Genomic DNA, 22,591 nt, shown 5'->3' on the forward strand with positions numbered 1-22,591 from the left:
ACGCTTATGGCTCGCTGGCCTTTAATTATTCTGCTGTTGTCTTTGATTACCGCTTCGGTGTCCATGTCGCTGTCGCAGGAAGTGCACGCCATGTCGGTGGAAGAAGCCAAGAAGCTGATTACCCAACAGCAAGACCTTAAAACTATTCCCAAGTCGACCTGGAAGAAAATCCTCACGCCTGAACAATACGATATTTTGTGGAAGTCGGGTACTGAGCGACCCTTTACCGGTTCCCTGCTCAATGAAAAACGCCCAGGTACTTATGTCACTGCTGGTTGTCGTATCCCGGTATTTCGCTCAGAGCACAAGTTCAAATCCGGCACCGGCTGGCCCAGCTTTTGGGAAGTGGCTGATAAAAACAATATTCATCTGGAGAAAGACTTCAGCTGGGGCATGTTCCGCACAGAAATTCTCTCCAGCTGTGGTGAGCATTTAGGCCATGTGTTTGAGGATGGTCCAAAACCCACGGGTTTGCGCTATTGCATCAATTCCGATGCGCTGATTTTTATTCCGGACGAAGAAGAGTCAATCGCCAAGTAATCAGTTTAATCCTGTAGATGGGCTATTAAGGCTGCCAGGAATCTAGCAGCTTCGCCACCGGTTATGCAGCGGTGATCAAAGCTGAGAGAGAGTGGCAAGCGTCGGTGAATACAAATTTCATCATTCACGACGACAGCTTCTTTTCGTATAGCGCCAGCGCCAATAATAGCCACCATGGGTGGCACAATCATGGGGGAGGCATAGCGGCCTGCCATTACCGGCGTGCTGTTACTGCCTTTGTGCAGTGTGCCGAAATTGGACAGTGTGATAGTTGCACCCTGCATTTCCTTGGGTGGAATGGTACGTTGTTTAACATCCTGGCGCAGACGATCCAGGCCCTCGCGTAAATCACTGTCATTGCGCTTATGGATATTGCGAAGAACAGGAACAAACAAACCATCCGGGGTGTCCACGGCGATCCCTATGTCGACATGGTCGAGCAGACGGCGACTGAGTTGTTGGCCGTCGAACCAGGCATTTAACCCCGGCTCCGCTTGGGCGGCGTGGGCAATGGCTTTACACAGCCGAATGGTGATATCGGATTTTTCTGGCCAGTGTTCAACATCCGCATCGTCGCAGAGGGTGACGGCGGCAACTTGTTCATGGGCGATTGTCATGGATTTGGCCATGGTACGGCGCGTGCCTCGCAGGGGTTCGCTTTGGCCTAAGCGATCATTTTGCTGCTGGGCTGTTTCAATATCGGCAGCAGTGATTTGACCTTGTTGGCCCGTGCCGCGAATGCCGTCGAGTTTAACCCCTAAACGTGTGGCCAGTTGGCGAATGGCCGGTGTGACCTGTGGATGAGATTGCTGTGCGGATTGCAAGCTTGACGGCGCTGCACCAATAATAAAATCATCGGCGCTGGAGGTTTCCTTGGCGCTTTCAATTTTGCCTACTACGGTGCCACTATCGTCGTTCTCGGCATTGTCGAATTCCACCAGCGGCTCACCAATATGAATCAGGTCGCCAACATCACCAAAGCAATGGCTAATGGTACCGGCCTGTGGAGAAGGGACTTCGACAATGGCTTTGGCGGTTTCCACCGAGACCAATAACTGGTCGACTTTTACGGTATCGCCGGGGTTTATATGCCATTCAACAATTTCGGCTTCCTGAAGTCCCTCACCCAAATCGGGCAATTTAAAAAATCGCATAACGGATCCTTAGTTATCTCCGGGATTAGACCCTACGTGGTACGTTGTAGATGGATGGGGTCTGACTAACCGAAGTTCATGACGTGTTGCACACTGCGAATAATGTCTTCAGTTTGTGGCAAGTAATAATGCTCGTTTTGGAATAGCGGCATAATGGTGTCATAGCCAGTGACGCGTACGACCGGCGCTTTTAAATCCAACAGTGAGCATTCAGCCAGGTTGGCAGAGATTTCTGCACCGGCACCAAAGCTGCGCGCGGCTTCATGCACAATCACACAGCGTCCGGTTTTACCGACAGAGGCTTTGATGGTGTCCATATCCAGTGGCTTGATCGTGGCGACATCGATCACTTCGGCTTCGATGCCTTCAGTGCTTAATTGTTCGGCGGCTTGCAGTGTTTCGCTGATGCTGGCGCCCCAGCTAACCAAGGTAATATCTCTGCCTTCGCGCAGGGTAAAGCAGGTGTCCAGCGGCAGGGCTTCACCGTTATTGTCCAGTGGGTGTTTTACGGCACGGTAAATCCGTTTGGGCTCTAAAAACACTACTGGATCGGGATCGCGCATGGCTGCAAGCAATAAACCGTAGGCGCGTTTGGGCGAGCTGGGAATTACCACGCGAATTCCCGGGATATGGGCCAACATGGCTTCGGTACTTTCCGAGTGATGTTCCGGTGCGTGAATACCGCCACCAAAGGGGGCGCGAATCACCAGGGGGCAGGTTAAGCGCCCGCGAGTGCGGTTGCGCATACGCGCTGCCTGGCTGACCAGTTGTTCAAAGATGGCGTAGATAAAACCCATAAACTGGATTTCGGCAACGGGTTTTAAACCCTGGGTAGCCATACCGATAGTCACGCCGGCAATTAGGGTTTCGGCCAGTGGTGTATCAATCACGCGGGTGTGGCCATAGGTTTCCTGTAGGCCTGCGGTTGCGCGAAACACACCGCCGTTTGCGCCAATGTCTTCGCCCAGCAGTACCACGTTTTCGTCGTGCTGCATTTCATAGGCAAGCGCCATATTCACTGCATCCAACAAGGTCGCTTCATTACTCATACTGACCTCCCTGTGCTTTTTGTTTTACCTGCTCGTATTGCGCCTGATAGGGCTTGGGCAGTTCGGCATACAAATAATCGAACATGGCTTCAGGCGGTTGTGGTGGGGTTTTTAAATAGGTTTCCACGGCGGCCTCAACCATTTGCTGGCACTGCTGTTGCAATGCCACTTCGTCATCTTCGTGCCAAAGATCGGCGCGATTTAAGTATTGTTGCAGGCGTTTAATGGGCTCTTGCTGCCAGGCGCGATTGACTTCTTCGGCACTGCGGTAACGGCTGGCATCGTCGGCGGTGGTGTGATCGCTGAGTCGATAACTCACCGCTTCAATCAGTGATGGGCCTTTACCTGCACGTGCCCGTTCTACGGCACGTGAGACACTGTCGTAAACGGCTATCAAATCATTGCCGTCGATTTTCTCGCCGGGTACGGCAGCGGCTTGCCCCTTATCGGCAAGATCAGCTAATCCGGACTGTAAATGACGGGGAGTGGAGATGGCCCATTGATTGTTGTTAATAATAAATACCAGTGGCAGTTTCCACAGTCCGGCCAGGTTGAGTGCTTCGAGAAAATCGCCTTTTGAGGTGGCACCATCACCCAGGGTGCAGACGGCTACGCGAGGCTGTTTACGAATTTTGAAGGCACTGGCAATCCCGGCGGCATGGCCGCACTGGGTGGCGATAGGCACGCAGTTGGGTAAATCTTCGCGGCAGTTTGCGTAGTCGCTGCCGCGTTCATCGCCGCCCCAGTAGCGCAGAATATCCACCATAGTCACGCCGCGTACCAGTTGTGCGGCCTGATCACGGTAGTAGGGAATAAACACATCTTCTTTGCGCATGGCCTGGGCCAGTCCAACACCAATGGCTTCCTGCCCCAGGCAGGATGGATAGGTGCCCATTTTACCGGTGCGTTGCAGCGCGATGCACTTGGTATCAAACACGCGGGTTAACACCATACTTTTGTAACTTTCAATCAGGCGGTCGCCATCTTGGGCCCACTGTGGCCATTGACCGCTGGCTTTGCCGTCTACCAGTAAAAACTGGTGGCTTTCAAGATCAGTGGACGGCGTGTGGGTTTGAAACTGCATGTCCTTTCTCCTGTGGCCATTGATGTTGTGAATGAGGCGATGCCTGGTTACCGCGAATATAGAGTTTGGCTTCGGCAAGCTTGTTGGCAATCACATTGGTGGCCTGCTGGCTGTGTTCGGATTGAGTAAAGATATCCGACAGGGTGACACCAATATGATCTACCTGTTTGGCAATGGCGCTGTCGTCCATATGGCGGTGATGCATGGAGGCGAAGATTAAACCGCCAGCATTGATGGCAAAGTCCGGGGCATAGAGAATATTGCGTTCGTGTAACGCATGGCCCCAACGCTCATCACTTAATTGGTTGTTGGCAGAGCCAGCAATCACTTTGCAGTTAAACTGACTGATGGTGCTGGCATTGACCACATTGCCCAGCGCACAAGGTGTGAGTACGTCACAATCGAGACTGAAAAAGTCTTCCGGGGCAATCGGGGTGGCTTTAAATTGATCACAAACGGCTTCGACTTTTTCTGCGTCAATGTCGGTCACACTTAAGCGAGCACCGGCTTTGGCCAGGTGTTCGGCAACGGATTGGCCGACACTGCCGAGGCCCTGAATGGCAACGTGGATGTCCTGCATATCGGTGCGTTGTAGTCGGTGTTTGACCGCACTTTTTATACCGGCGACAACGCCTTGAGCGGTATAGGGAGATGGATTGCCCGACAGGGTGGTGCTGGTGACAAAACGGGTACGGCCGGCAATGATATCCATATCGTCGGAAGTAGTACCGCTGTCGACTGCGGTCAGGTAGCGGCCGCCCAACTCTTCAATAAAATCACCAAAGGCTTCAAACAGGGCGCGTCTGTCCTTGAGGTTTTTGGGTTTCATAATCACGGCTTTACCGCCACCCTGCGGAATATCAGCCAGGGCGGCTTTGTAGCTCATGCCTTTGGCCAGCAGTGCGGCATCTTTTACGGCCTGATCAGTATTGGGGTATTCGATAAATCGGCAACCGCCGAGTGCAGGCCCGTGTTTGGTGCTGTGAATGGCGATAATGGCTTTCAGGCCAGTGTGAGGGTCGTGCTTAAAATGCAGGTCGCACAGGCGTACCTGTTGCATGAGGTCGAACATGGTCATACTCCCGTTTCCACACAGGCCCTGAATCACCGCGAGTCACACTTTTGATGTGCTGCGTAAGACAGCGGCCTACCACAAGGATTGCTTGTCTCTGGTTTCGGTAAGAGCCTGTCAATATTAGGCAGGAATGACAGGTTCTGTAGTAAGTATAGAAGTAGACAACGGTTATAGGCTGAAGGTTTTAGATAAAGACGTTATATAATAGGCAGGTAATCAAGAGCATTGGCTATGGGATAAATATGGGTGAATTGGTCGAAGTGAAGGGTGTTTGTCCTTCAGAATTTGAAACTGTTAGGACGGCCTTTGTCGAAAACTTCGAAAAATATGGTGATTTAGGAGCGTCAGTTTGTGTTGTTCGCGATGGCGAGATACTCGTCCATTTGTGGGCTGGCAGTCGTGATAAAGCGCAAACGTTACCCTGGCAGCAGGACACTCAAGTCAACATCTTTTCGGCGGGCAAGCCCCTTGTCGCCGTTACCGTATTGCAATTGGCCGCTGCCGGTAAGCTGGATCTTGATCTGCCGATTGCACACTACTGGCCTGAATTTGGCCAGCAGGGCAAAGATAGCATTACCACCCGTCAGGTACTGTGCCATCGCTCTGGTATCAACGCTTTTCATCCGCGCTTGCAGGATGAAGATATCTACGACTGGGCCAGGATGATAGGTTACCTGGAAGCTGAGACTCCCTGGTGGCAGCCCGATACCGAGCAGGGTTATTCCCCCATGGTGTATGGCTGGTTGTTGGGGGAGTTGGTAAAACGTGTGACCGGTGCCGATAGCTTTAACCAGGTATTCCAGCAGACCATAGCCGAGCCACTGGGTATGCGCTGTGAATTTGGGGTGGCCAGTGAACGTCTGGATGCCTTGGCCGATGTGGTGCCCTCTGCGGTGAAACCAACACAGACTAATAACGGCAGCCTGGTAAACCTGATGCATGCAGATCCCCGTGGCGTGATCAATCAGGCGTTTAGTAATCCCCCGAGTTTGCTGTTTGGTACCAACTCTCCTGCCTGGCGTCAGGCGCAAATTCCTGCGGCCAATGGCCACGGTACGGCAGACGCCCTGGCATTGTTTTACGGGGATCTGGCTAATCGCCAAGGCAGTCGTCTGTTACCTCAAGGTGCCGAGAGCTGCTGGCAGGAGCAAACGCGCGCCAAAGATAAATTGCTGGCGCAGGACCTCGGCTTTAGCCTGGGCTTTATGATGTTACCCGAAGGCGGCCGACGCTGTGGCCATCCAGGCGCCGGAGGTAGCTTCGGCTTTGCCGATGCTGACCAGGGGCTGGGTTTTGGTTATGTCACCCGTACTCTGGGGCAGAGTATTTTGGTGGACTATCGCGCCGAGCAGTTGCAGAATGCCGTCTATCAGTGCCTGGAGAAGTAGTTAATGAGTCATGATATTGAAGAGCGAGTCGTTGAACTGGAGACTCGTTTATCCTTCCAGGAGGACACCCTGCAATCACTTAACCAGGTGATCAGCGAGCAGGATAGAACCATTATGCAGTTGCAGGAGCAAGTGCGACATCTGGCCGAAAAACTTTCGGATATGGAGTACAGTCTGGAGCAGGGGGCGGGTAAGGCGCCTGCCAATGAGAGGCCACCGCATTATTAAACTTATACAGTCAGTTAAATCATCACTGTAAACCTCGTCATCCCCGCGAAAGCGGGGAACCATCTAGAATATCCCTCAATACTCTAAATCCCGCCTCCTCCCCATTTCATCATTTTTCGAACTAAAGAGACATTTATCGTCTAGGCTTAGGGTTATATGCCCTCCCGTGTGGTAGCGGTGACTGTGGCTGAGTTTGTCAGGGGAAGCTATGTCCGATAGTACATCGCCGAAAGGGAATACCAATTTACAATCACTGGGGGCCTTGCAGGGAGAGGTTTTTGGGGAGCATGCGATTTCAGGTCATGCTGGAGCTGAGCAGCTATTTAGCTTGCTCAATCAAACCCGTGTTCCCTGTTGGTTGTGGCGCCTGTCCGATAATCACTGGCATATAAACCGCAGTGCCCAACATCTCCTGCACCAGAAAATTTCACAACTGCAACAGTTGTTGGTCTTGATGTCATCTGGCGATGGCGAGCTGTTGTTATCGGCGGTGGGCGCGAGCCTAAGAGATAAGCGACCGTTTACCTGTGAAGTCCGTATCAATATTAATGGTCAGCCAAAAACTATGCTGCTGTGGGGAATGTCCTTTGTTCAAGAGGATATGCCCCAGCCAACCCTGGCGGGTATATTTATCTCGCAACCCCAGGTGGGGTTATCCAATGTTCACCGTGCGGAGTTACTGTTTGAGACGTTGTTCAAGCAGCAGACGACGCCTACCTGTATAGCAGACTCCCAGGGCAATCTACTGCGTTGCAACAGCTTATGGGCGACCTTGTTCGATATTGGCCGTTTTCCCGTGCAAACCAGTCGGTATAACTTTTTAGCTGATCCGACGTTAAAGGATATGCCGGAGTATGATCAGTTGCGCTCAGCGTTTCTATTGGCTGAGCCGTTGGAAGTCGACATTAACTATTTCATTCACTGGTCGGAATTGCCCCGACATGTGTCGCTGCGTTTACGGATCACGCCTGTTAAGAATCAGGAGGGTGAGTGTCAGTACGTGCTGCTGCAATATACGGATTGTCCGCACCAGCCGAATACGCTTAAGTCGCTTTCGAGTCAGGATCGCCTGCTGGCCAGTGTGATTGAAAATGCCAATTCGGCCATCACCATTAAGGATATGCAGGGACGTTATCTGGTCGCTAACCAGGAATATCTGCGTTTGTTTGAAAGTGGTGTTGATTCCATTGTTGATTGTACCGACGAGGAGTTATTCGATACCGACACCGCGGCGAGAATACGCGAACGTGACAGTGTTGCCATAAAGCGCAAGGGCGCATTTCCCTACGAAGAAACCTTTACCATGGCTTCGGGCGAGCAGTGGCACTTTGTCAGTATGCGTTTTCCCGTTATGGATGAAGATGGCAGCGTGGTTGCGGTGGGTAATGTGATGACCGATGTGACGCGTCAGCGTCGCTTTGAGAGTGCATTGGAAGAGCATCGCTCAGATCAGCAGTTGCTGCTGGATTCCATGCGTTCGGTTATTTGGTATCTCGATCGCTGGGGGCTGGTGATTACAGGTAACCGCCAGGCACAAAAAGTATTTTCTTTAGAGGAGGTTGTTGGTCGTAACTTTCTCGAAGTCATGCCCCATGACGAACTCGGTGCCGAGCGCCAGCGTGAAATTATGCAGGTGATCCGTACCGGTCAGCCACTCTTTAACAGCCGCGAGGAGTATGTCAAAAACGGCCGCAGTTTCTGGTATCAGGTCGATAAGATTCCCACCCGCAATTCGTCCGGGGAAATCACCGGGGTGATGATGGTGATGAACGATATCACCACCCAGGTATTAAAAGAGCAGGCACTGGAGGAAAGTGAATCCCGCTACCGTACCTTTATTGCCAGTAGCTCCGAGGCGGTATTTCGTTACGACATAAAACCACCTGTAGACATCCGCTTATCTCTGAGCGAGCAAGTCGAGGCTATAGGCCAAGGGGCCTTTCTGGCTGAATGTAATCAGGCCATGGCGGATTTATTTAAAGCCAAATCGCCCAAGGACTTATTGGGCTTACCGCTGAGCGCGTCCGGCTCCCGGGATTATATGCTGGATCTGGATGATTTCGTTAAGCAGGGTTATCGGCTTGAAGATAAACAGCTGGTCAGGAGCCGATCGAAACAAGAAGAAGGCTTTATGCAGATCAGCGCCATCGGCATTGTAGAAGACGGCTATTTAACCCGTGTCTGGGGCAATTCTCGCGATGTCACTGAGCGCCAACGCTATATGGATCAGTTGGAGTACCAGGCTAACCACGATTCTTTAACTCAGCTCCCCAACCGCAATCGTCTTTACCGTGAATTAAAACGCACGCTGGAAACGCGCCACCGCGATCAGGTAGTGGCCTTAATGATTATTGACCTGGACCGTTTTAAGGAAATTAACGATACCTTGGGTCACCATGCAGGTGATAAATTGCTGCGCCAATTGGGGCCGCGTATCGAGGCTGAGCTGGGCGATGTTGATAACATTCTGGCTCGTCTGGGGGGCGATGAGTTTGCGGTAATGTTACCGCGCGTGCGTAACAACCAGCAGGCTGTGGTGGTGGCCCATCGGTTACTGGACGCGGTTTGCCAAACCTTTGATCTGGACGGTTTTCAGACAGAAATCAGTGCCAGTATTGGCATAGCCTTGTGCCCTGACCAGGGTGATGATGTTAGCACCCTGATGCGTTATGCCGATGTGGCGATGTACCACGCCAAGTCTGAGATGCAGGGCGTGTCGGTTTATCGGCCCGAAGACGATATGCACTCCCCCAAACGTCTGGCGCTGTTAAATGATCTGGGGCGGGCGATTCGCGAAGACCAGTTGCAGGTCTATTTCCAACCCAAAATTGATATCAATGGCCGCCACACCTATGGTTTTGAAGCGCTCTTGCGCTGGCAGCACCCGGAGCTGGGTTTTGTACCGCCGGGGGAGTTTGTACCTCTGGCAGAAATGACAAACCTGATTCACCCCATGACCCTGTGGGTATTGGAGCAGAGTATTAAACAGGCCCGGCAATGGCGCGAGCAGGGTTATGACTTCACCGTGGCGGTGAACCTCTCGGCGCGAAACCTGCTCGATGAAACCCTGCCGGACCACGTCTATGAACTGTTACAGCAGTACGATTTGCCGCCGCAGTTGCTGGAGCTGGAAATTACCGAAAGCAGCATTATGGTTAACCCCGAGCTGGCCATGGCAGCGCTGGAAAAAATCCATGATCTGGGCGTGGAGCTTGCCATCGATGACTTTGGTACCGGTTATTCATCGCTGGCGTACTTAAAGCGCTTGCCGGTACGGCAGTTAAAAATTGATTACTCGTTTATCATCCATATGCTGGAAGACAAGCAGGATGAAATCATCGTTAACTCCACCATTAACCTGGCCCACAATTTGGGGTTAAATGTGATTGCCGAAGGGGTAGAAACCGAAGCGCATCTGCAGTGTCTACAGGCGCTGGGTTGCGATAAGGCGCAGGGTTATCTGATGGGCAAGCCTATGCCGGTTGAGGAGATTGATGCCTGGTTAGTTGATGGTCTCTGGTATCAAACCAGCCCCAAAGCAGGGCAGGCTTGATACGCAGAAAACGCATCTGGCTGGTTTTATAGTTTGCAGCCCCAGGCATCGGGTGCTGCGGAATTAAAGCGGCTGATAGTCAGGTCTTCATCCGGTGTGCCGTCGGCAACACTTTCATTGAGTACGTAATAGTTGTCTTCAAAAATATTCCAGCGACACAGCTCGATGGGGGTGACCTCTGAGCAGTTGATATTGGGGATACTGCCTGCGGCTTCAAACCCAGCGGCCACCAACTCCGAGCAATAAATTTTGCTCATATCTTCTTTGTTCTTGGTGAAGATATCGAAGCCGGGAATATCATCGAGAAAATCAAAGCCGGATTTCAGGGCCTGCAGGGCATCCCACTTGTGTTTTTTCTCGGCTTTATCAAACAGGAATGTGAAAAACTTGTCTGCGTCGAAAGGCAGGTCTTTGCGTACCGGTAACCAGAACACTTCACCGTCGTAGGCATCGAGGCGATCACTGAAGCGTGAAATATTCACGCCGCAAAAACCGTTAACCTCGGTGGATTCGACAATCTGGTTCAGTTCCATAGGGCCAACCTGGGATTTCAGGATAGTACCGACATGGGTGATATTCGACATGGTCACCATGCGAATGATTTTGGACAGTGAGCTGCGCCCAGCAAAGGCGATCACATCACCGGGTTTCATTTGCGGACGGGCGTCCTGATAGGAAATGCGTTGTAGAGCCATCATGGCCTCCCTGTATCTTTGTATAACATCCATTTTGGCTCAACATCCTCGTGAGCCTGGGTATTATTTATACAGGAAGGTCGAGGGGATTTACATCTTTTTCCTCTGCATATGAGTGACCTGCTTTAAGCGTTCTTCCAGCAGGGCGGTTTGATGGTAGTTACCCTGGGAGAGTTTCAACGCGTTGCGCAGCTGCTGTTGGGCTTTATCGTAGACACCGTTAAGAATAAAGTACTCGGCGCGGGCCTGGTGCACACCGAGAATATTGCCTGCCAAACCGTGAACCTCGGCCAGCAAATACCATACGTAATCGTCTTTTGGACGCCGTTTTACGTGTTCTTGCAATACCTCTTCGCACAGGGCGTATTCACCGGACTTCATTAAAACTTCGGCGTAGCGCACATTGAGCGGATGGCTTTGCGGCCATTGTTTCAGGCTGCCTTCCAGAAGATTAAGTGCTTTACCCAAATTATCATCAGCGACCTCGATGTCCACCTCGGCCAGGATATAGGCGGTTTTATCCGGCGACTTTTCTTTTAGCGGGGCAAAGGCTTCACGGGCACGGTCAGTCTGGTTGGTTGCGGTCAGGGCCAGTACCAGGCCGTAACGGCTGGCTTCCGGTGAAGATGACTCGCCTTCCAGCTCGCTGACAAAACGCTTCACCCCATCCTGCGGGGTATTTTCGTGTTTCAGGCGGATACGGGCACGCATCAGGTGAAAGTCCAGGTTATCCGGATACTGTCGAGCCGGGTATTGGCTGGCACGGTTGCGCGAGTCGGCAATCCGGCTTTCGGTCACCGGGTGAGTTAACAGAAATTCCGGCGGTCGACGGCTGTAGCGGGTTGAGCGCAGCATACTCTCGAACATTTCAGGCACCGCATTGGGGTCTTTACCGGCGCTGACCATGGTTTTCATGCCGATACGGTCGGCTTCCTGCTCGTTTTGGCGGCTAAAGCGCAGCTGAGAGTCCAGTGCGGCAGCCTGGGTGGCTGTCATGGCGGCCAGACCGGCATCGCCTCCGGCAGTGGCGGCCAGTACCAGGCTGGCCAGCATGGCTGCCATGGTAGGAATACTGGCTTTTTGGCGCTGTTCCACCCCACGGGCAAAGTGGCGTTGACTTAAGTGAGCTAATTCGTGAGCCAGTACTGAAGACAGCTGATCTTCATTTTGAGCAAACAGGAACAACCCTGTATGTACACCTACCACGCCACCGGGCACGGCAAAGGCGTTCATGGAGGGGTTTTTCACCACAATCAGTTCCAGGGTGCGGTCTTTGAGTTCACTGTGGCGGGCCAGTTGGGTTAATAATTGTTCGACATAGTCGTGCAGCAGGGGATCTGAGGACGTTGGTACTTGGCTGCGGTACAATCTCAGCCAGGTTTGGCCCAGCTCGAATTCTTTTTGTCTCGACACAATTCCGGAGCTGGCATCGCCCAGTTCTGGCAGGTTGAGGTTGCTGGCGGCAAGAGCGTGGTTGTCGATACCTACGATCAATGCTCCCCCCAGGGTGGTCGCAAGTAGGGTTGTTTGTAAAAGTTTGCGACTCAGTTGTCGGAGCGAAGGAAGAGACATGCTAAGCTTTCTGCTTTTCGTTAGATGCACTTAATATCGGCCTGCTGCAGGAATACGATCATATTGAACGCTATGTTCATACTAAGTTCACTCTAACGCAGATACAGTGTGAAAGTAAGGTCTATTAGATGTCAGTTGAATGTATAGCAGAAATCGATGCATCCGGGCTGAGTTGCCCGTTGCCTTTGTTAAAAGCCAAGCAGGGTTTAAACAAGGTTAATTCTGGTGAATGTATCAAAGTAATCGCCACAGATGCTGGATCTGTGCGGGATTTCCACAGTTTTGCTGAACTCAGTGGCCACAAGCTGGTCAGTTTTGAAGAAACCGCAGAGCGTTATATCTATATTCTGCAAAAATCTTAATCTGGGGCTGTAAGGACATATGTTAAATATTCTGCGATCGTGGATTGATCGTTATTTCGGCGAAGAAGAAACCGTGCTGCTGGCACTACTGTTGGTGGTCAGCTTTGTGGTAATCCTCACCATGGGGGCAATTCTGGCTCCGGTGATCGCGGCGGTGATTATTGCCTTCCTGATGCAGGGGCTGGTTGGCCGGCTGCAGGAGTGGGGTGTTCCCCATATCGTGGCGGTTGTTTTGGCAACTCTGGTGTTGCTAGGGGTGTTGGCGGCGAGTTTCTTGTTGATGCTGCCGGCCTTGTGGCAGCAGTCAGTTAACCTCTTGTCCGAATTGCCCCGCATGCTCACCGAGTGGAAAGAGCTGCTGTTGCTGTTGCCGGAGAAATACCCCGCCTTAATCAAAGAAGAGCAGATCGACAGCCTGATAACCGCAGCCGGTAGCGAACTGGGTGGCCTTGGGCAGGTGGTCGTGTCCTTTTCGCTAGCCAACTTGCCGGTACTGTTTGGTGTGCTGATCTACGCGGTGATTGTGCCGATTCTGGTATTTTTCTTCCTCAAGGACAGCGACACCATTCTCAGCTGGATTGGCAGCTTTCTGCCTCACGATCGACCCACCATGCAGACGATTTGGACCGAGATGAACCTGCAGGTTGCCAACTATGTGCGTGGCAAGGTGATCGAGATCCTTGTGGTAGGCGCAGTGTCCTTTGTGGCCTTTATATGGCTGGGCTTGAATTACGCGCTGTTGCTGGCATTGGCGGTAGGCTTGTCGGTGGTGATCCCGTATATCGGCGCGGTGGTGGTTACCCTGCCGGTTGCACTGATCGGTATGTTCCAGTGGGGACTGGGCACTGAATTTATGTACCTGATGATTGTCTATCTAATTATCCAGACCCTGGATGGCAATGTACTGGTACCGCTGTTGTTTTCCGAAGCCGTAAACCTGCATCCTGTAGCCATTATTATGGCGGTACTGGTCTTTGGCGGCCTGTGGGGGCTGTGGGGGGTATTTTTTGCGATTCCACTGGCAACCCTGATCAAGGCAATTTTGTCTGCCTGGCCCACCAGCGAAGAGCAATTGGAATCCGCCTAGGGTCTGTTATAGTCTAGCGTCGATTGTGGATTGATCTGAATAAACGGATATGTCGGGAATGATGTCGAAAGCACACTGGTCTTTATCTAACACAGCTGCATACAGCGAACACACAGAGACAAAGGCCTACCCCGTGCTGCTACGGGCATTGTGTTTAGTGATCTCCCTGGCGTTTTGGGGGCAGGCTAGTGCGCAAGACGCTAGTGACCCTGTCGCAGCTTCTACCCAGAACATCGTTCAAAGCCCCAATGACACCCGTCAGTACCAGTTCCTGGAGTTGCCCAATCAACTGCGTGTACTGCTGGTATCAGACCCCACTACCGATAAGGCGGCGGCCGCGTTGGATGTTGAGGTTGGCAGTGGAGATGACCCTAAAGACCGTGCGGGTTTAGCGCATTTTCTCGAACATATGTTGTTCCTGGGTACAGAGCGTTACCCGGAGGCTGGCGAATACCAGACCTTTATCAGTGAGCACGGCGGCAGTCACAATGCCTATACCTCCCAAGAGCATACCAACTACTTTTTCGATATTAATGCCGATCACCTGGATCAGGCCCTGGATCGCTTTAGCCAGTTTTTTACCGCGCCTTTGTTCACCGCTGAGTATGTTGATCGCGAGCGCAAAGCGGTTCACTCAGAGTACAAGGCCAAAATCAAAAATGATTTTCGTCGTCAGTACGATGTACTGCGCCAGCTGATCAGTACCTGGCACCCGTCTTCGAAGTTCAGTGTTGGTAACCTGGATACCCTGGCGGACCGCCCTGGGGCTCCTGTGCGTGAAGCACTGCTCGATTTTTATCAGCGTTATTACACTGCTGATCGTATGACATTGGTGGTATTGGGCCGTGAAAGCCTTGCTGAGTTGCAGGCCATGGTGGTTGATCGCTTTGGTTTGGTTGAGCGACGCGATGCGGCTGAGTTATCCAAAGGGCAGGATCTGTTTAGTCGCGATTTTCTGCCCGCCCGTGTCTATATCGAACCGGAAAAAGATATTCGCACCCTGACGTTGATGTTCCCCATTCCTTCTTCGACACGCTATTACCGCCAAAAGCCGCTGCAATATTTGGGTAACCTGTTAGGTCACGAGGGCGAAGGTAGTATTCTGTCGGTACTTAAAGCGCAGGGCTGGGCTGAAGGTTTAAGTGCGGGCGGTGGTTTGGGGGGCCGTAATCAGGGCACCTTTAATATCTCTATTCAATTAACCGAAGACGGTCTTAAGCAGCACCACAAGGTGGTGGCTGTGGTGTACAAGATGATCCGCATCTTGAAGCGCGAAGGCATTAACGAGTGGCGCTATAAAGAGCAACAACAGCTGGGCAATATTGATTTCCGCTTTGCCGAAAAAGGCGAGCCGATCCACACCGTTAGCAGTTTGGCCAGCAGCCTGCAGCGTTATGCGCCGGAAGATGTACTGCAGGGCGGTTACCTGTTTGCCGATTATGATGAACGTTTGATATCCCGTTACCTCAATTACCTGCGCCCGGACAATGCGGTGTGGGTGGTTACCGCCAAGTCTGTAGAAACCAACCGGATTTCACCCATGTACCAGACCCCTTACCGGGTTGAAGGTTTACGGGATGAGCGGGTGTCCTTGCCCAAACAGATGACCGAACAATTGGCGCTGCCTGACCCTAACGGTTTTATTCCCCGTCACCTGGTGGTGAAAAGACCGCCGGCCATGGGCCAGGGGATCAGCCAGATACCGCAGCTGATTAAAGATGATGATGTTCAAAAAGTGTGGTTTAAACAGGACAACACCTACAAGATTCCGCGCTCGCAGATTTATGTACGCTTAAAGTCGCCACAAATGGGCCGCGATATTAAGCAGGCGGTATTGAGTGAACTCTATGTCGCTATGGTGAAAGATGCGCTGAATGAATTTTCCTACCCCGCCAGTCTGGCCGGGTTGCGCTTCTCCCTGTCGTCTAACAGCCGCGGGCTCGACATGTATATTTCCGGCTACAACGATCGCCAGGGATTATTATTGAGCCGTATCTCCGAAGCACTGGGTGATACCCGTTTTGATCGTGGCCGCTTCAAAAATATCAAGGATGAATTGTTGCGCGATATGCAAAACAGTAGCAAGCAATCACCCTATATGCAGTCACTGGGGGATTTGCCGGTCGTTCTCTATAGCCCGCTGTGGACAGATACTGAAAAGCAAAAGGTTCTGCAGTCAGTCACCCTGGCTGAGGTAAAAGCCTTTGCCGCCACTTTCTACGACGATGTTGAGCAACAGATTTTAATGCACGGTAACCTTTACCGTCAGGAAGCGCTGAAACTCGCTGCGGTGATTAAGTCGCGTCTGTACCGCAAAGGGGATGAGTTAAAAGCGGTCGAAGCCGGAGTGGTAAAACTGGTGGGCAATGAAGATACGATTCCCCATTGGCATTTAACGGTTGATCACCCTGACTCCATGGTTGGCCTTTATTTACAGGGCGGCACAACCACCGCGCAGGATAAGGCACATATGTTGGTGGTACGCCAGCTGCTGCGCTCACCGTTCTTCCACGAATTACGAACACAAAAACAATTGGGTTACATTGTTTTCGCTACCGGTATGCCAATCAAAAAAGTCGCTGGCTCGGTTCTTGTCGTGCAGTCGCCAACCGCATCGGTGGCGGATTTGCAGCAGGAGATTAGCGGCTTTCTTGCCAATCAGGTATTCGACGAGAAATCACTGGCGCAAAACAAGCAGGCGGTTATCAGTAATTTGCTAGAGGCACCTAAAAACCTGGTAGAGCAATCGGAACACTACTGGAGCAATATTATCCATGAGGTGTCGAGCTTTGATCGCAAAGAACGCCTGGCCAAGCAGGTTGAAGCGGTGACGCTGTTGTCTCTGCAAGACTATTTCACGTCGATGGTTGGAACCCGGTCACGGCAGATGTGGTTAACCGCTTCCAGCCAGTCCGCCGAAGAAGTCTCTGCCACGGTTGAAGATATTCAGACCTTTAAGACGTCCAAGCCCCATTACCCATTCCCTTAGGGCTTGCTCTTCGGGGTAGCCAGCTGCCCCATTTAAAAGCATTTCGCCCCTTTTTTACGATCTATGCTTCTGATTGCCGCTCCGAAACCTCGGGGTGGCAGGTCTTTTGACGCAGAAAAATTGTCAATTTCGATTAAAACACTTGTTTATTTGTAATAAAACTACATTTTAATGCCTTCTATCTTGTTGGAATTCAAGGTTTTTGTAGTTTTACGTAAAAATCATCCCCAGCATGCTAGAAAAAATCGCTCTATTATGTAATTATTCTACAAAAATAAGACTTATAACTGGTAATAAGCTCTTTAGATCTATACTTAAAGCGCCGATAGATTTGATTAATCGTTGTGGAAGTTGCCCATTGGGGGCGCGAACATGCTGCTTTTAGGCGCGATTGTGAGATATTCGAGGATATATGAATGCAAGAAGATATTGATGCCCTGGAGACGCAGGAATGGCTGGATGCACTGCATGCCGTCATCCGTCACGGGGGCAAGGACCGAGCCGCTTACCTGTTAAAGCAGCTGTCTGATCGTGCTACAGATTCCGGCGTCGAAATGCCGGCGGCAATCACCACCCCATACCGCAACACCATCCCGGCCACTGCAGAAAAGCGTATGCCGGGTGATTTGTTTATGGAGCGTCGTATTCGCTCCTTGATTCGCTGGAATGCACTGGCCATGGTAATGCGGGCCAACGATAACGATGAGGGGCTGGGTGGCCATATCTCCAGTTTCGCCTCCGCGGCAACCCTGTACGATATTGGCTTTAACTACTTCTTCCGCGGTAACGAAGGCGAACAACCCGGTGATCTGATTTACTTCCAGGGCCATTCTTCTCCCGGTATGTATGCGCGCTCTTATTTGGAAGGGCGCTTAAACGAAGAGCAGCTGGATAACTTCCGTCGCGAAGTGGATGGCGATGGCCTGTCATCTTATCCGCACCCCTGGTTGATGCCGGACTACTGGCAGTTCCCAACCGTTTCCATGGGCTTGGGCCCGATTCAGGCGATTTATCAGGCGCACGTGATGCGCTACCTGTCAGCCCGTGAGTTGCAGCCGCGGGGCGATCGTAAAGTCTGGGCCTTCCTCGGTGACGGTGAGTGTGATGAGCCGGAATCCTTAGGCGCCATTTCACTGGCCGGTCGCGAAAAGCTGGAAAACCTGATCTTTGTGGTTAACTGTAACCTGCAGCGTCTCGATGGTCCGGTGCGTGGTAACGGCAAAATTATTCAGGAGCTGGAAGGGGTCTTCCGCGGTGCCGGCTGGAATGTGATTAAGGTTGTCTGGGGCCGCCACTGGGATGCTCTACTGGAAAAAGACGAAACCGGCTTGCTGCAAAAACGCATGGACGAAGTCTGTGACGGTGAATTGCAGAACTATAAAGCCAACGGTGGCGCCTACACCCGCGAGCACTTCTTTGGTAAATATCCTGAGTTGCTGGAGCTGGTAAAAGATCTGAGTGATGAAGATCTGATGTACCTCAACCGCGGTGGTCACGATCCTTTTAAAGTCTACGCCGCCTACGCCGATGCGGTGGCTCATAAAGGCCAGCCCACTGTGATTCTGGCGCAAACCGTAAAAGGTTACGGTATGGGTGAATCTGCCGAAGCGCAGAACGAAACCCACTCGGTGAAAAAGCTCGATATCGAAAGCCTGAAACGTTTCCGCGATCGCTTCGGCATTCCCATCTCCGATGATGAACTGAAAAACGTGCCTTACTACCGTCCGGCGCCAGACAGCCCGGAAATGGTGTATATGCGCAAGCGTCGCGAAGCGCTGAATGGCCCACTGCCATCACGTCAGCCAGATTTCGAAGCTCTGCCAGTGCCGAGCCTGGATATTTTTAAAAACCAACTGAAGTCCACCGGTGAGAGAGAAATCTCTACCACCATGGCATTTGTGCGTCAGTTGTCTTCCCTGGCAAAAGATAAAGAAATCGGTAAGCGCATTGTGCCGATTGTACCGGACGAAGCGCGTACCTTTGGTATGGAAGGTATGTTCCGCCAGCTCGGCATTTATTCTTCAGCGGGTCAAAAATACACGCCACACGATCGCGATCAGATCATGTGGTACAAAGAAAGTAAAACCGGTCAGATCCTCGAAGAGGGCATTAACGAAGCTGGAGCCATGTCTGGCTGGATTGCTGCGGCTACCGCCTACAGCAACAGCGATTGCCCGGTCATTCCTTTCTACATTTATTACTCCATGTTTGGTTTCCAGCGTATTGGTGACCTGGCCTGGTTGGCCGGTGATATCCAGGCGCGTGGTTTCCTGGTGGGGGCAACCGCCGGGCGCACGACCCTCAATGGTGAGGGGCTGCAGCACCAGGATGGTCACAGCCATATTATGGCCAACACCATTCCTAACTGTCGCACCTACGACCCTACCTATGGTTATGAGTTAGCGGTGATTATTCAGGATGGTATCGAGCGCATGTTTGGTGAGGCAAAGGAAAACTGCTTTTACTACATCACCACCATGAACGAAAACTACGCCCACCCGGATATGCCAGTAGGCGCCGAAGAGGGCATTATTAAAGGTATGTATAAGCTGCAAGCTGGGGCTGATAAAGCCGACAAGCGCGTGCAGTTAATGGGTTCTGGCTCTATTTTGCGTGAAGTGGAAAAAGCCGCTGAGATTCTGCGAAAGGACTACGGGGTTGAATCCGATGTCTGGAGCCTGACCAGTGTTAACGAATTGACCCGCGATGGTCAGCGCGCTGCACGCCACAACTTACTCAACCCGGAAGCAGCACCGCAAAAAGCCTATGTCACGCAACAGCTGGAAAACCAGCAGGGTCCAGTGATTGGCGCCAGTGATTATATGAAGGCGCATTTGGAGCAGTTGCGTGCCTTTATCCCAGGCTCCTTTACAGCCCTGGGAACAGATGGCTTTGGTCGCAGTGATACACGCAAACAGCTGCGTCGCTTCTTCGAAGTGGATGCCGCCTTTGTTGTAGTTGCCTCTCTTAAAGCGCTGGCCGATGAGGGCACTATCGAAGCATCGGTGGTTACTCAGGCCATGCAAAAATTCGGAATCAGCGCCAATAAAGCTGACCCAATGGGATGTTAGGAGGTCACCATGGCGATTGAAATTGTAAAAGTCCCCGATACGGGCGGCGCCGATGCGGTTGATGTGATCGAAGTTTGTGTCGCCGTTGGCGATGTGTTGGAAGTCGAACAATCTGTGGTGGTACTGGAAACCGATAAGGTGTCCATGGAAATTCCTACAGAAATAGCCGGTAAGGTTGTCTCGATTAAAGTGAATGAAGGCGATCAGGTCAGCGAAGGTGATGTGCTGATCGAAGTGGAGGCTGAAGGTGAAGCTGCGGTTGATAAGGTTGCTGAAGAGCCCCAGGTAGAGGCTGCCCCGGTTGCAGCTGAAGCGCCTGTGGAAACTACTGCTCCTGTTGCCAGTACAGCACCTGCTGAAATTGAAGTGCCTATCCCCGATCTGGGCGGTGCTGACAATGTCGATGTGATTGAGGTCTGTGTCAGTGCCGGTGACGAGATTGCCGAAGGTGATTCATTAATCGTATTGGAAACCGACAAGGCATCGATGGAAATTCCATCACCTGTTTCGGGTACCGTGGTCTCCATTGCCATTAATGAAGGCGACAAGGTGTCTGAAGGCCAGGCGCTGGCGGTAATTAAAGGCGTTGCCGAAGTGGACGCTGTATCAGCACCTGCCGCCCCGGCTCCTGCTGTACCCGAAGCGGCACCTAAGCCAGAACCCGCTCCGCAAGCTCAAGTACCTGTAGCAAAAGCGCCAGATGCCAGTAAAGAAAGTGGCTCCGGTGATGCTGCCTATGCCGGTCCTGCGGTTCGCAAGCTGGCCCGTCAACTCGGCGTAAACCTGGCAAAAATTTCAGCCTCTGGTCCCCGTGGCCGGATTATGAAAAACGACATTCGCGGTTTTGTCAAACAGCTGATCTCCGATGTCGAAAGCGGCAAGCTGGCATCCGGCACCGGCATTCCACCGATTCCCGAAGTGGACTTCTCCCAGTTCGGTGAGATCGACATGGAGAAGATGACCAAAATCAAAAAGGTCACCGCGGCGAATATGTCGCGCTCCTGGTTGAACGCACCCCACGTCACCCAGTTTGACGATGCCGATATCACCGAGATGGAAGCCTTCCGTAAATCCATGAAAGGTGAAGCGGAAAAGCGCGGTGTTAAATTAACACCCATGCCATTCCTGATAAAAGCCGCAGCTTCTGCTCTGGTGGCAGAGCCAAGTTTTAATGTCTCCCTGCATGCCGATGGTGAACATATTGTGCGTAAAAAATACGTTCACATTGGTATGGCCGTTGATACCCCGGCAGGTTTGGTGGTACCGGTGATTCGCGATGCGGATAAAAAAGGCATCTGGCAACTGGCAGAAGAGTGCGCCGAAATGGCCGCCAAAGCCCGCGATGGCAAACTCATGCCGCGCGATATGCAAGGTGGTTGTTTTACCATCTCCAGCCTGGGAGCCTTAGGCGGCACTGGCTTTACCCCGATTGTGAATGCACCGGAAGTAGCCATTATGGGAGTATCTAAAGCTGCAATTAAACCGGTTTGGAATGGTTCCGAGTTCGAGCCGCGCCAAATGCTACCTCTCACCGTGTCTTACGATCATCGCGCCATTAACGGTGCCGATTGCGGACGTTTCTTTACCCTCCTAGTTGCAGCGATAGGTGATATTCGTCGTTTGCTGCTGTAGTCAGATACAAAACACCACTCTGTGTTTGTGTGCTTAAGCGGAATCTGGAAACAGGTTCCGCTTTTTTTGTGTCAGGTATTTATAGCACCGTAGATATAACGGAGATAGAAGTTTTACTGATAGGTGTGGATAAACTGCAAATCAATAAGGCATGGGTATGGTTTGAGTTGGTTCAAAAGTATTGTGTATAAACCGGAGATAAGCACCTCGAGGCGCTTATCTCCGGGGTAGTGGCGTGCTACAGGAATAACTAATTGAATTGTAAGAAGTTTTAAAAAATGAAATAGCTGTGGATAAGCTTAGATAAGCGCCTTGAGGCACTGTTGTCGAAATAGATAATTGATAAATATATTCTAACTTGTTGATTTTAAATATGAATTATTGAATAGTTGGGAGATTGTAAAAAAGGATATACGGCTGGAGATAAGCGCCTCGAGGCGTATATTAAAGCTGTTAAGTGACCGAATATACCTCTAAAACAGAATCTCTTAAGGAAGAAAAGAAATAAACATGGATAGAATAACGGTATTTATAATTGCTTTATTTTTAATTGGATGTAGCACTAATGCAGAGAAGCAGAAGGTTGTTTCGTTAGGAAATGATCTAGAAATGCTTTCTACCTGTGATGAAACTTGGAAATCAATATTCGATAGAGAAAAACCTGGTCTGAGATATAGGTCAAACTTTATTGAAGAGAGATATTTATCGTATTTTGAAGAAATTGATAGAGGAGTATATGAGCCAAAAACTGATATTAATTTATTTGGCGCTAAAATTCTGAGTTTCAACCCTTTTACGGCAGGAATGTCTCCAGGTGTCAGTGTAAGTGTCAACATGGATTTTTCTGAAATGAAAGAGAGTGTTGAATCCTTGAAAGGTGTAACCTTAGAGAGGTGTAACGGGAACTCGGCTGTGTATTATTGTGGTGCAAAAGTCTCCAAGAAAAAAAGTCTTGCCGTGATAAAGACTAAGTCTTCGAGGGGTGAATGGATCACTTCTGTAGCTTGTGTTTATCCTTATCGTAAATGATAAGGGCCAGCAAGAGTTAGGATGCGGCCCCCACTTAACAAGCGGCTGTAATCGCCGCGAAAAGCGCGGCTGGGACTATTTAC

At 51.3% G+C, this 22,591-nt stretch carries 16 protein-coding genes; 10 read left to right on the forward strand and 6 right to left on the reverse strand.

Annotated elements, in window-relative coordinates:
- The first annotated feature begins 6 nt into the window (after positions 1-6).
- Positions 7-540, forward strand: a complete 534-nt coding sequence (gene msrB / locus ACGHZ6_RS05700; RefSeq protein WP_390617850.1) for a peptide-methionine (R)-S-oxide reductase MsrB — start codon at positions 7-9, stop codon at positions 538-540.
- A 5-nt stretch (positions 541-545) separates the two neighbouring features.
- Here msrB and ACGHZ6_RS05705 read toward each other — a convergent pair whose 3' ends face one another.
- The 4 genes from ACGHZ6_RS05705 to ACGHZ6_RS05720 form a co-directional block, all read right to left on the reverse strand.
- Positions 546-1,694 (reverse strand): dihydrolipoamide acetyltransferase family protein, encoded by a 1,149-nt coding sequence (locus ACGHZ6_RS05705; protein ID WP_390617851.1) that lies wholly within the window; start codon positions 1,692-1,694, stop codon positions 546-548.
- A 65-nt stretch (positions 1,695-1,759) separates the two neighbouring features.
- Positions 1,760-2,743 (reverse strand): alpha-ketoacid dehydrogenase subunit beta, encoded by a 984-nt coding sequence (locus ACGHZ6_RS05710; RefSeq protein ID WP_390617852.1) that lies wholly within the window; start codon positions 2,741-2,743, stop codon positions 1,760-1,762.
- Positions 2,736-3,827, reverse strand: a complete 1,092-nt coding sequence (gene pdhA / locus ACGHZ6_RS05715) for a pyruvate dehydrogenase (acetyl-transferring) E1 component subunit alpha (protein ID WP_390617853.1) — start codon at positions 3,825-3,827, stop codon at positions 2,736-2,738. The genes ACGHZ6_RS05710 and pdhA overlap by 8 nt, the downstream gene beginning before the upstream one ends.
- Complete coding sequence (locus tag ACGHZ6_RS05720; protein WP_390617854.1) at positions 3,796-4,899, reverse strand: Leu/Phe/Val dehydrogenase; 1,104 nt, start codon at positions 4,897-4,899, stop codon at positions 3,796-3,798. The genes pdhA and ACGHZ6_RS05720 overlap by 32 nt, the downstream gene beginning before the upstream one ends.
- Positions 4,900-5,144: 245 nt before the next feature.
- On the opposite strand from ACGHZ6_RS05720, the gene ACGHZ6_RS05725 reads away from it, so the two are divergent.
- The 3 genes from ACGHZ6_RS05725 (at position 5,145) to ACGHZ6_RS05735 (ending at position 10,071) form a co-directional block, all read left to right on the forward strand.
- Positions 5,145-6,290 carry a serine hydrolase domain-containing protein gene (locus ACGHZ6_RS05725; RefSeq protein ID WP_390617855.1) on the forward strand — a complete coding sequence of 382 codons (1,146 nt, stop codon included), beginning with the start codon at positions 5,145-5,147 and terminating at the stop codon, positions 6,288-6,290.
- A gap of 3 nt (positions 6,291-6,293) precedes the next feature.
- Positions 6,294-6,518: a SlyX family protein gene (locus ACGHZ6_RS05730; RefSeq protein ID WP_390617856.1), complete on the forward strand. Its 225-nt coding sequence runs from the start codon at positions 6,294-6,296 to the stop codon at positions 6,516-6,518.
- Between the two features lie 208 nt (positions 6,519-6,726).
- On the forward strand, positions 6,727-10,071 hold the full coding sequence (locus ACGHZ6_RS05735; RefSeq protein WP_390617857.1) for an EAL domain-containing protein: 3,345 nt from the start codon (positions 6,727-6,729) through the stop codon (positions 10,069-10,071).
- 26 nt (positions 10,072-10,097) lie between these two features.
- On the opposite strand, the gene ACGHZ6_RS05740 is transcribed toward ACGHZ6_RS05735, so the two are convergent.
- The gene (locus tag ACGHZ6_RS05740) at positions 10,098-10,769 is read right to left on the reverse strand and encodes a hypothetical protein (RefSeq protein ID WP_390617858.1); all 672 of its coding nucleotides are present in this window, start codon (positions 10,767-10,769) and stop codon (positions 10,098-10,100) included.
- Positions 10,770-10,856: 87 nt separating this feature from the next.
- Complete coding sequence (locus ACGHZ6_RS05745; protein WP_390617859.1) at positions 10,857-12,338, reverse strand: M48 family metalloprotease; 1,482 nt, start codon at positions 12,336-12,338, stop codon at positions 10,857-10,859.
- Positions 12,339-12,466: 128 nt separating this feature from the next.
- Here ACGHZ6_RS05745 and ACGHZ6_RS05750 point away from each other — a divergent pair, with 128 nt between their 5' ends.
- The 6 genes from ACGHZ6_RS05750 to ACGHZ6_RS05775 all read left to right on the forward strand — a co-directional run bounded on the left by ACGHZ6_RS05750 (position 12,467) and on the right by ACGHZ6_RS05775 (position 22,508).
- Entirely contained in the window at positions 12,467-12,700 is a 234-nt protein-coding gene (locus ACGHZ6_RS05750) for a sulfurtransferase TusA family protein (RefSeq protein WP_390617860.1), read from the forward strand.
- A gap of 19 nt (positions 12,701-12,719) precedes the next feature.
- A complete protein-coding gene (locus ACGHZ6_RS05755) occupies positions 12,720-13,787 on the forward strand; it encodes an AI-2E family transporter (RefSeq protein WP_390617861.1) in 1,068 nt (355 codons plus the stop codon).
- Positions 13,788-13,845: 58 nt separating this feature from the next.
- The gene (locus ACGHZ6_RS05760) at positions 13,846-16,776 is read left to right on the forward strand and encodes an insulinase family protein (protein ID WP_390617862.1); all 2,931 of its coding nucleotides are present in this window, start codon (positions 13,846-13,848) and stop codon (positions 16,774-16,776) included.
- 416 nt (positions 16,777-17,192) lie between these two features.
- Entirely contained in the window at positions 17,193-19,847 is a 2,655-nt protein-coding gene (gene aceE, locus ACGHZ6_RS05765; RefSeq protein WP_390617863.1) for a pyruvate dehydrogenase (acetyl-transferring), homodimeric type, read from the forward strand.
- Between the two features lie 9 nt (positions 19,848-19,856).
- Positions 19,857-21,479 (forward strand): dihydrolipoyllysine-residue acetyltransferase, encoded by a 1,623-nt coding sequence (aceF, locus tag ACGHZ6_RS05770; protein WP_390617864.1) that lies wholly within the window; start codon positions 19,857-19,859, stop codon positions 21,477-21,479.
- 510 nt (positions 21,480-21,989) lie between these two features.
- Positions 21,990-22,508: a hypothetical protein gene (locus ACGHZ6_RS05775; RefSeq protein WP_390617865.1), complete on the forward strand. Its 519-nt coding sequence runs from the start codon at positions 21,990-21,992 to the stop codon at positions 22,506-22,508.
- Positions 22,509-22,591 lie beyond the last annotated feature (83 nt).

Origin of the sequence: Maricurvus nonylphenolicus (assembly GCF_042854845.1) — a bacterium.
GTDB lineage: Bacteria > Pseudomonadota > Gammaproteobacteria > Pseudomonadales > Cellvibrionaceae > Maricurvus > Maricurvus nonylphenolicus.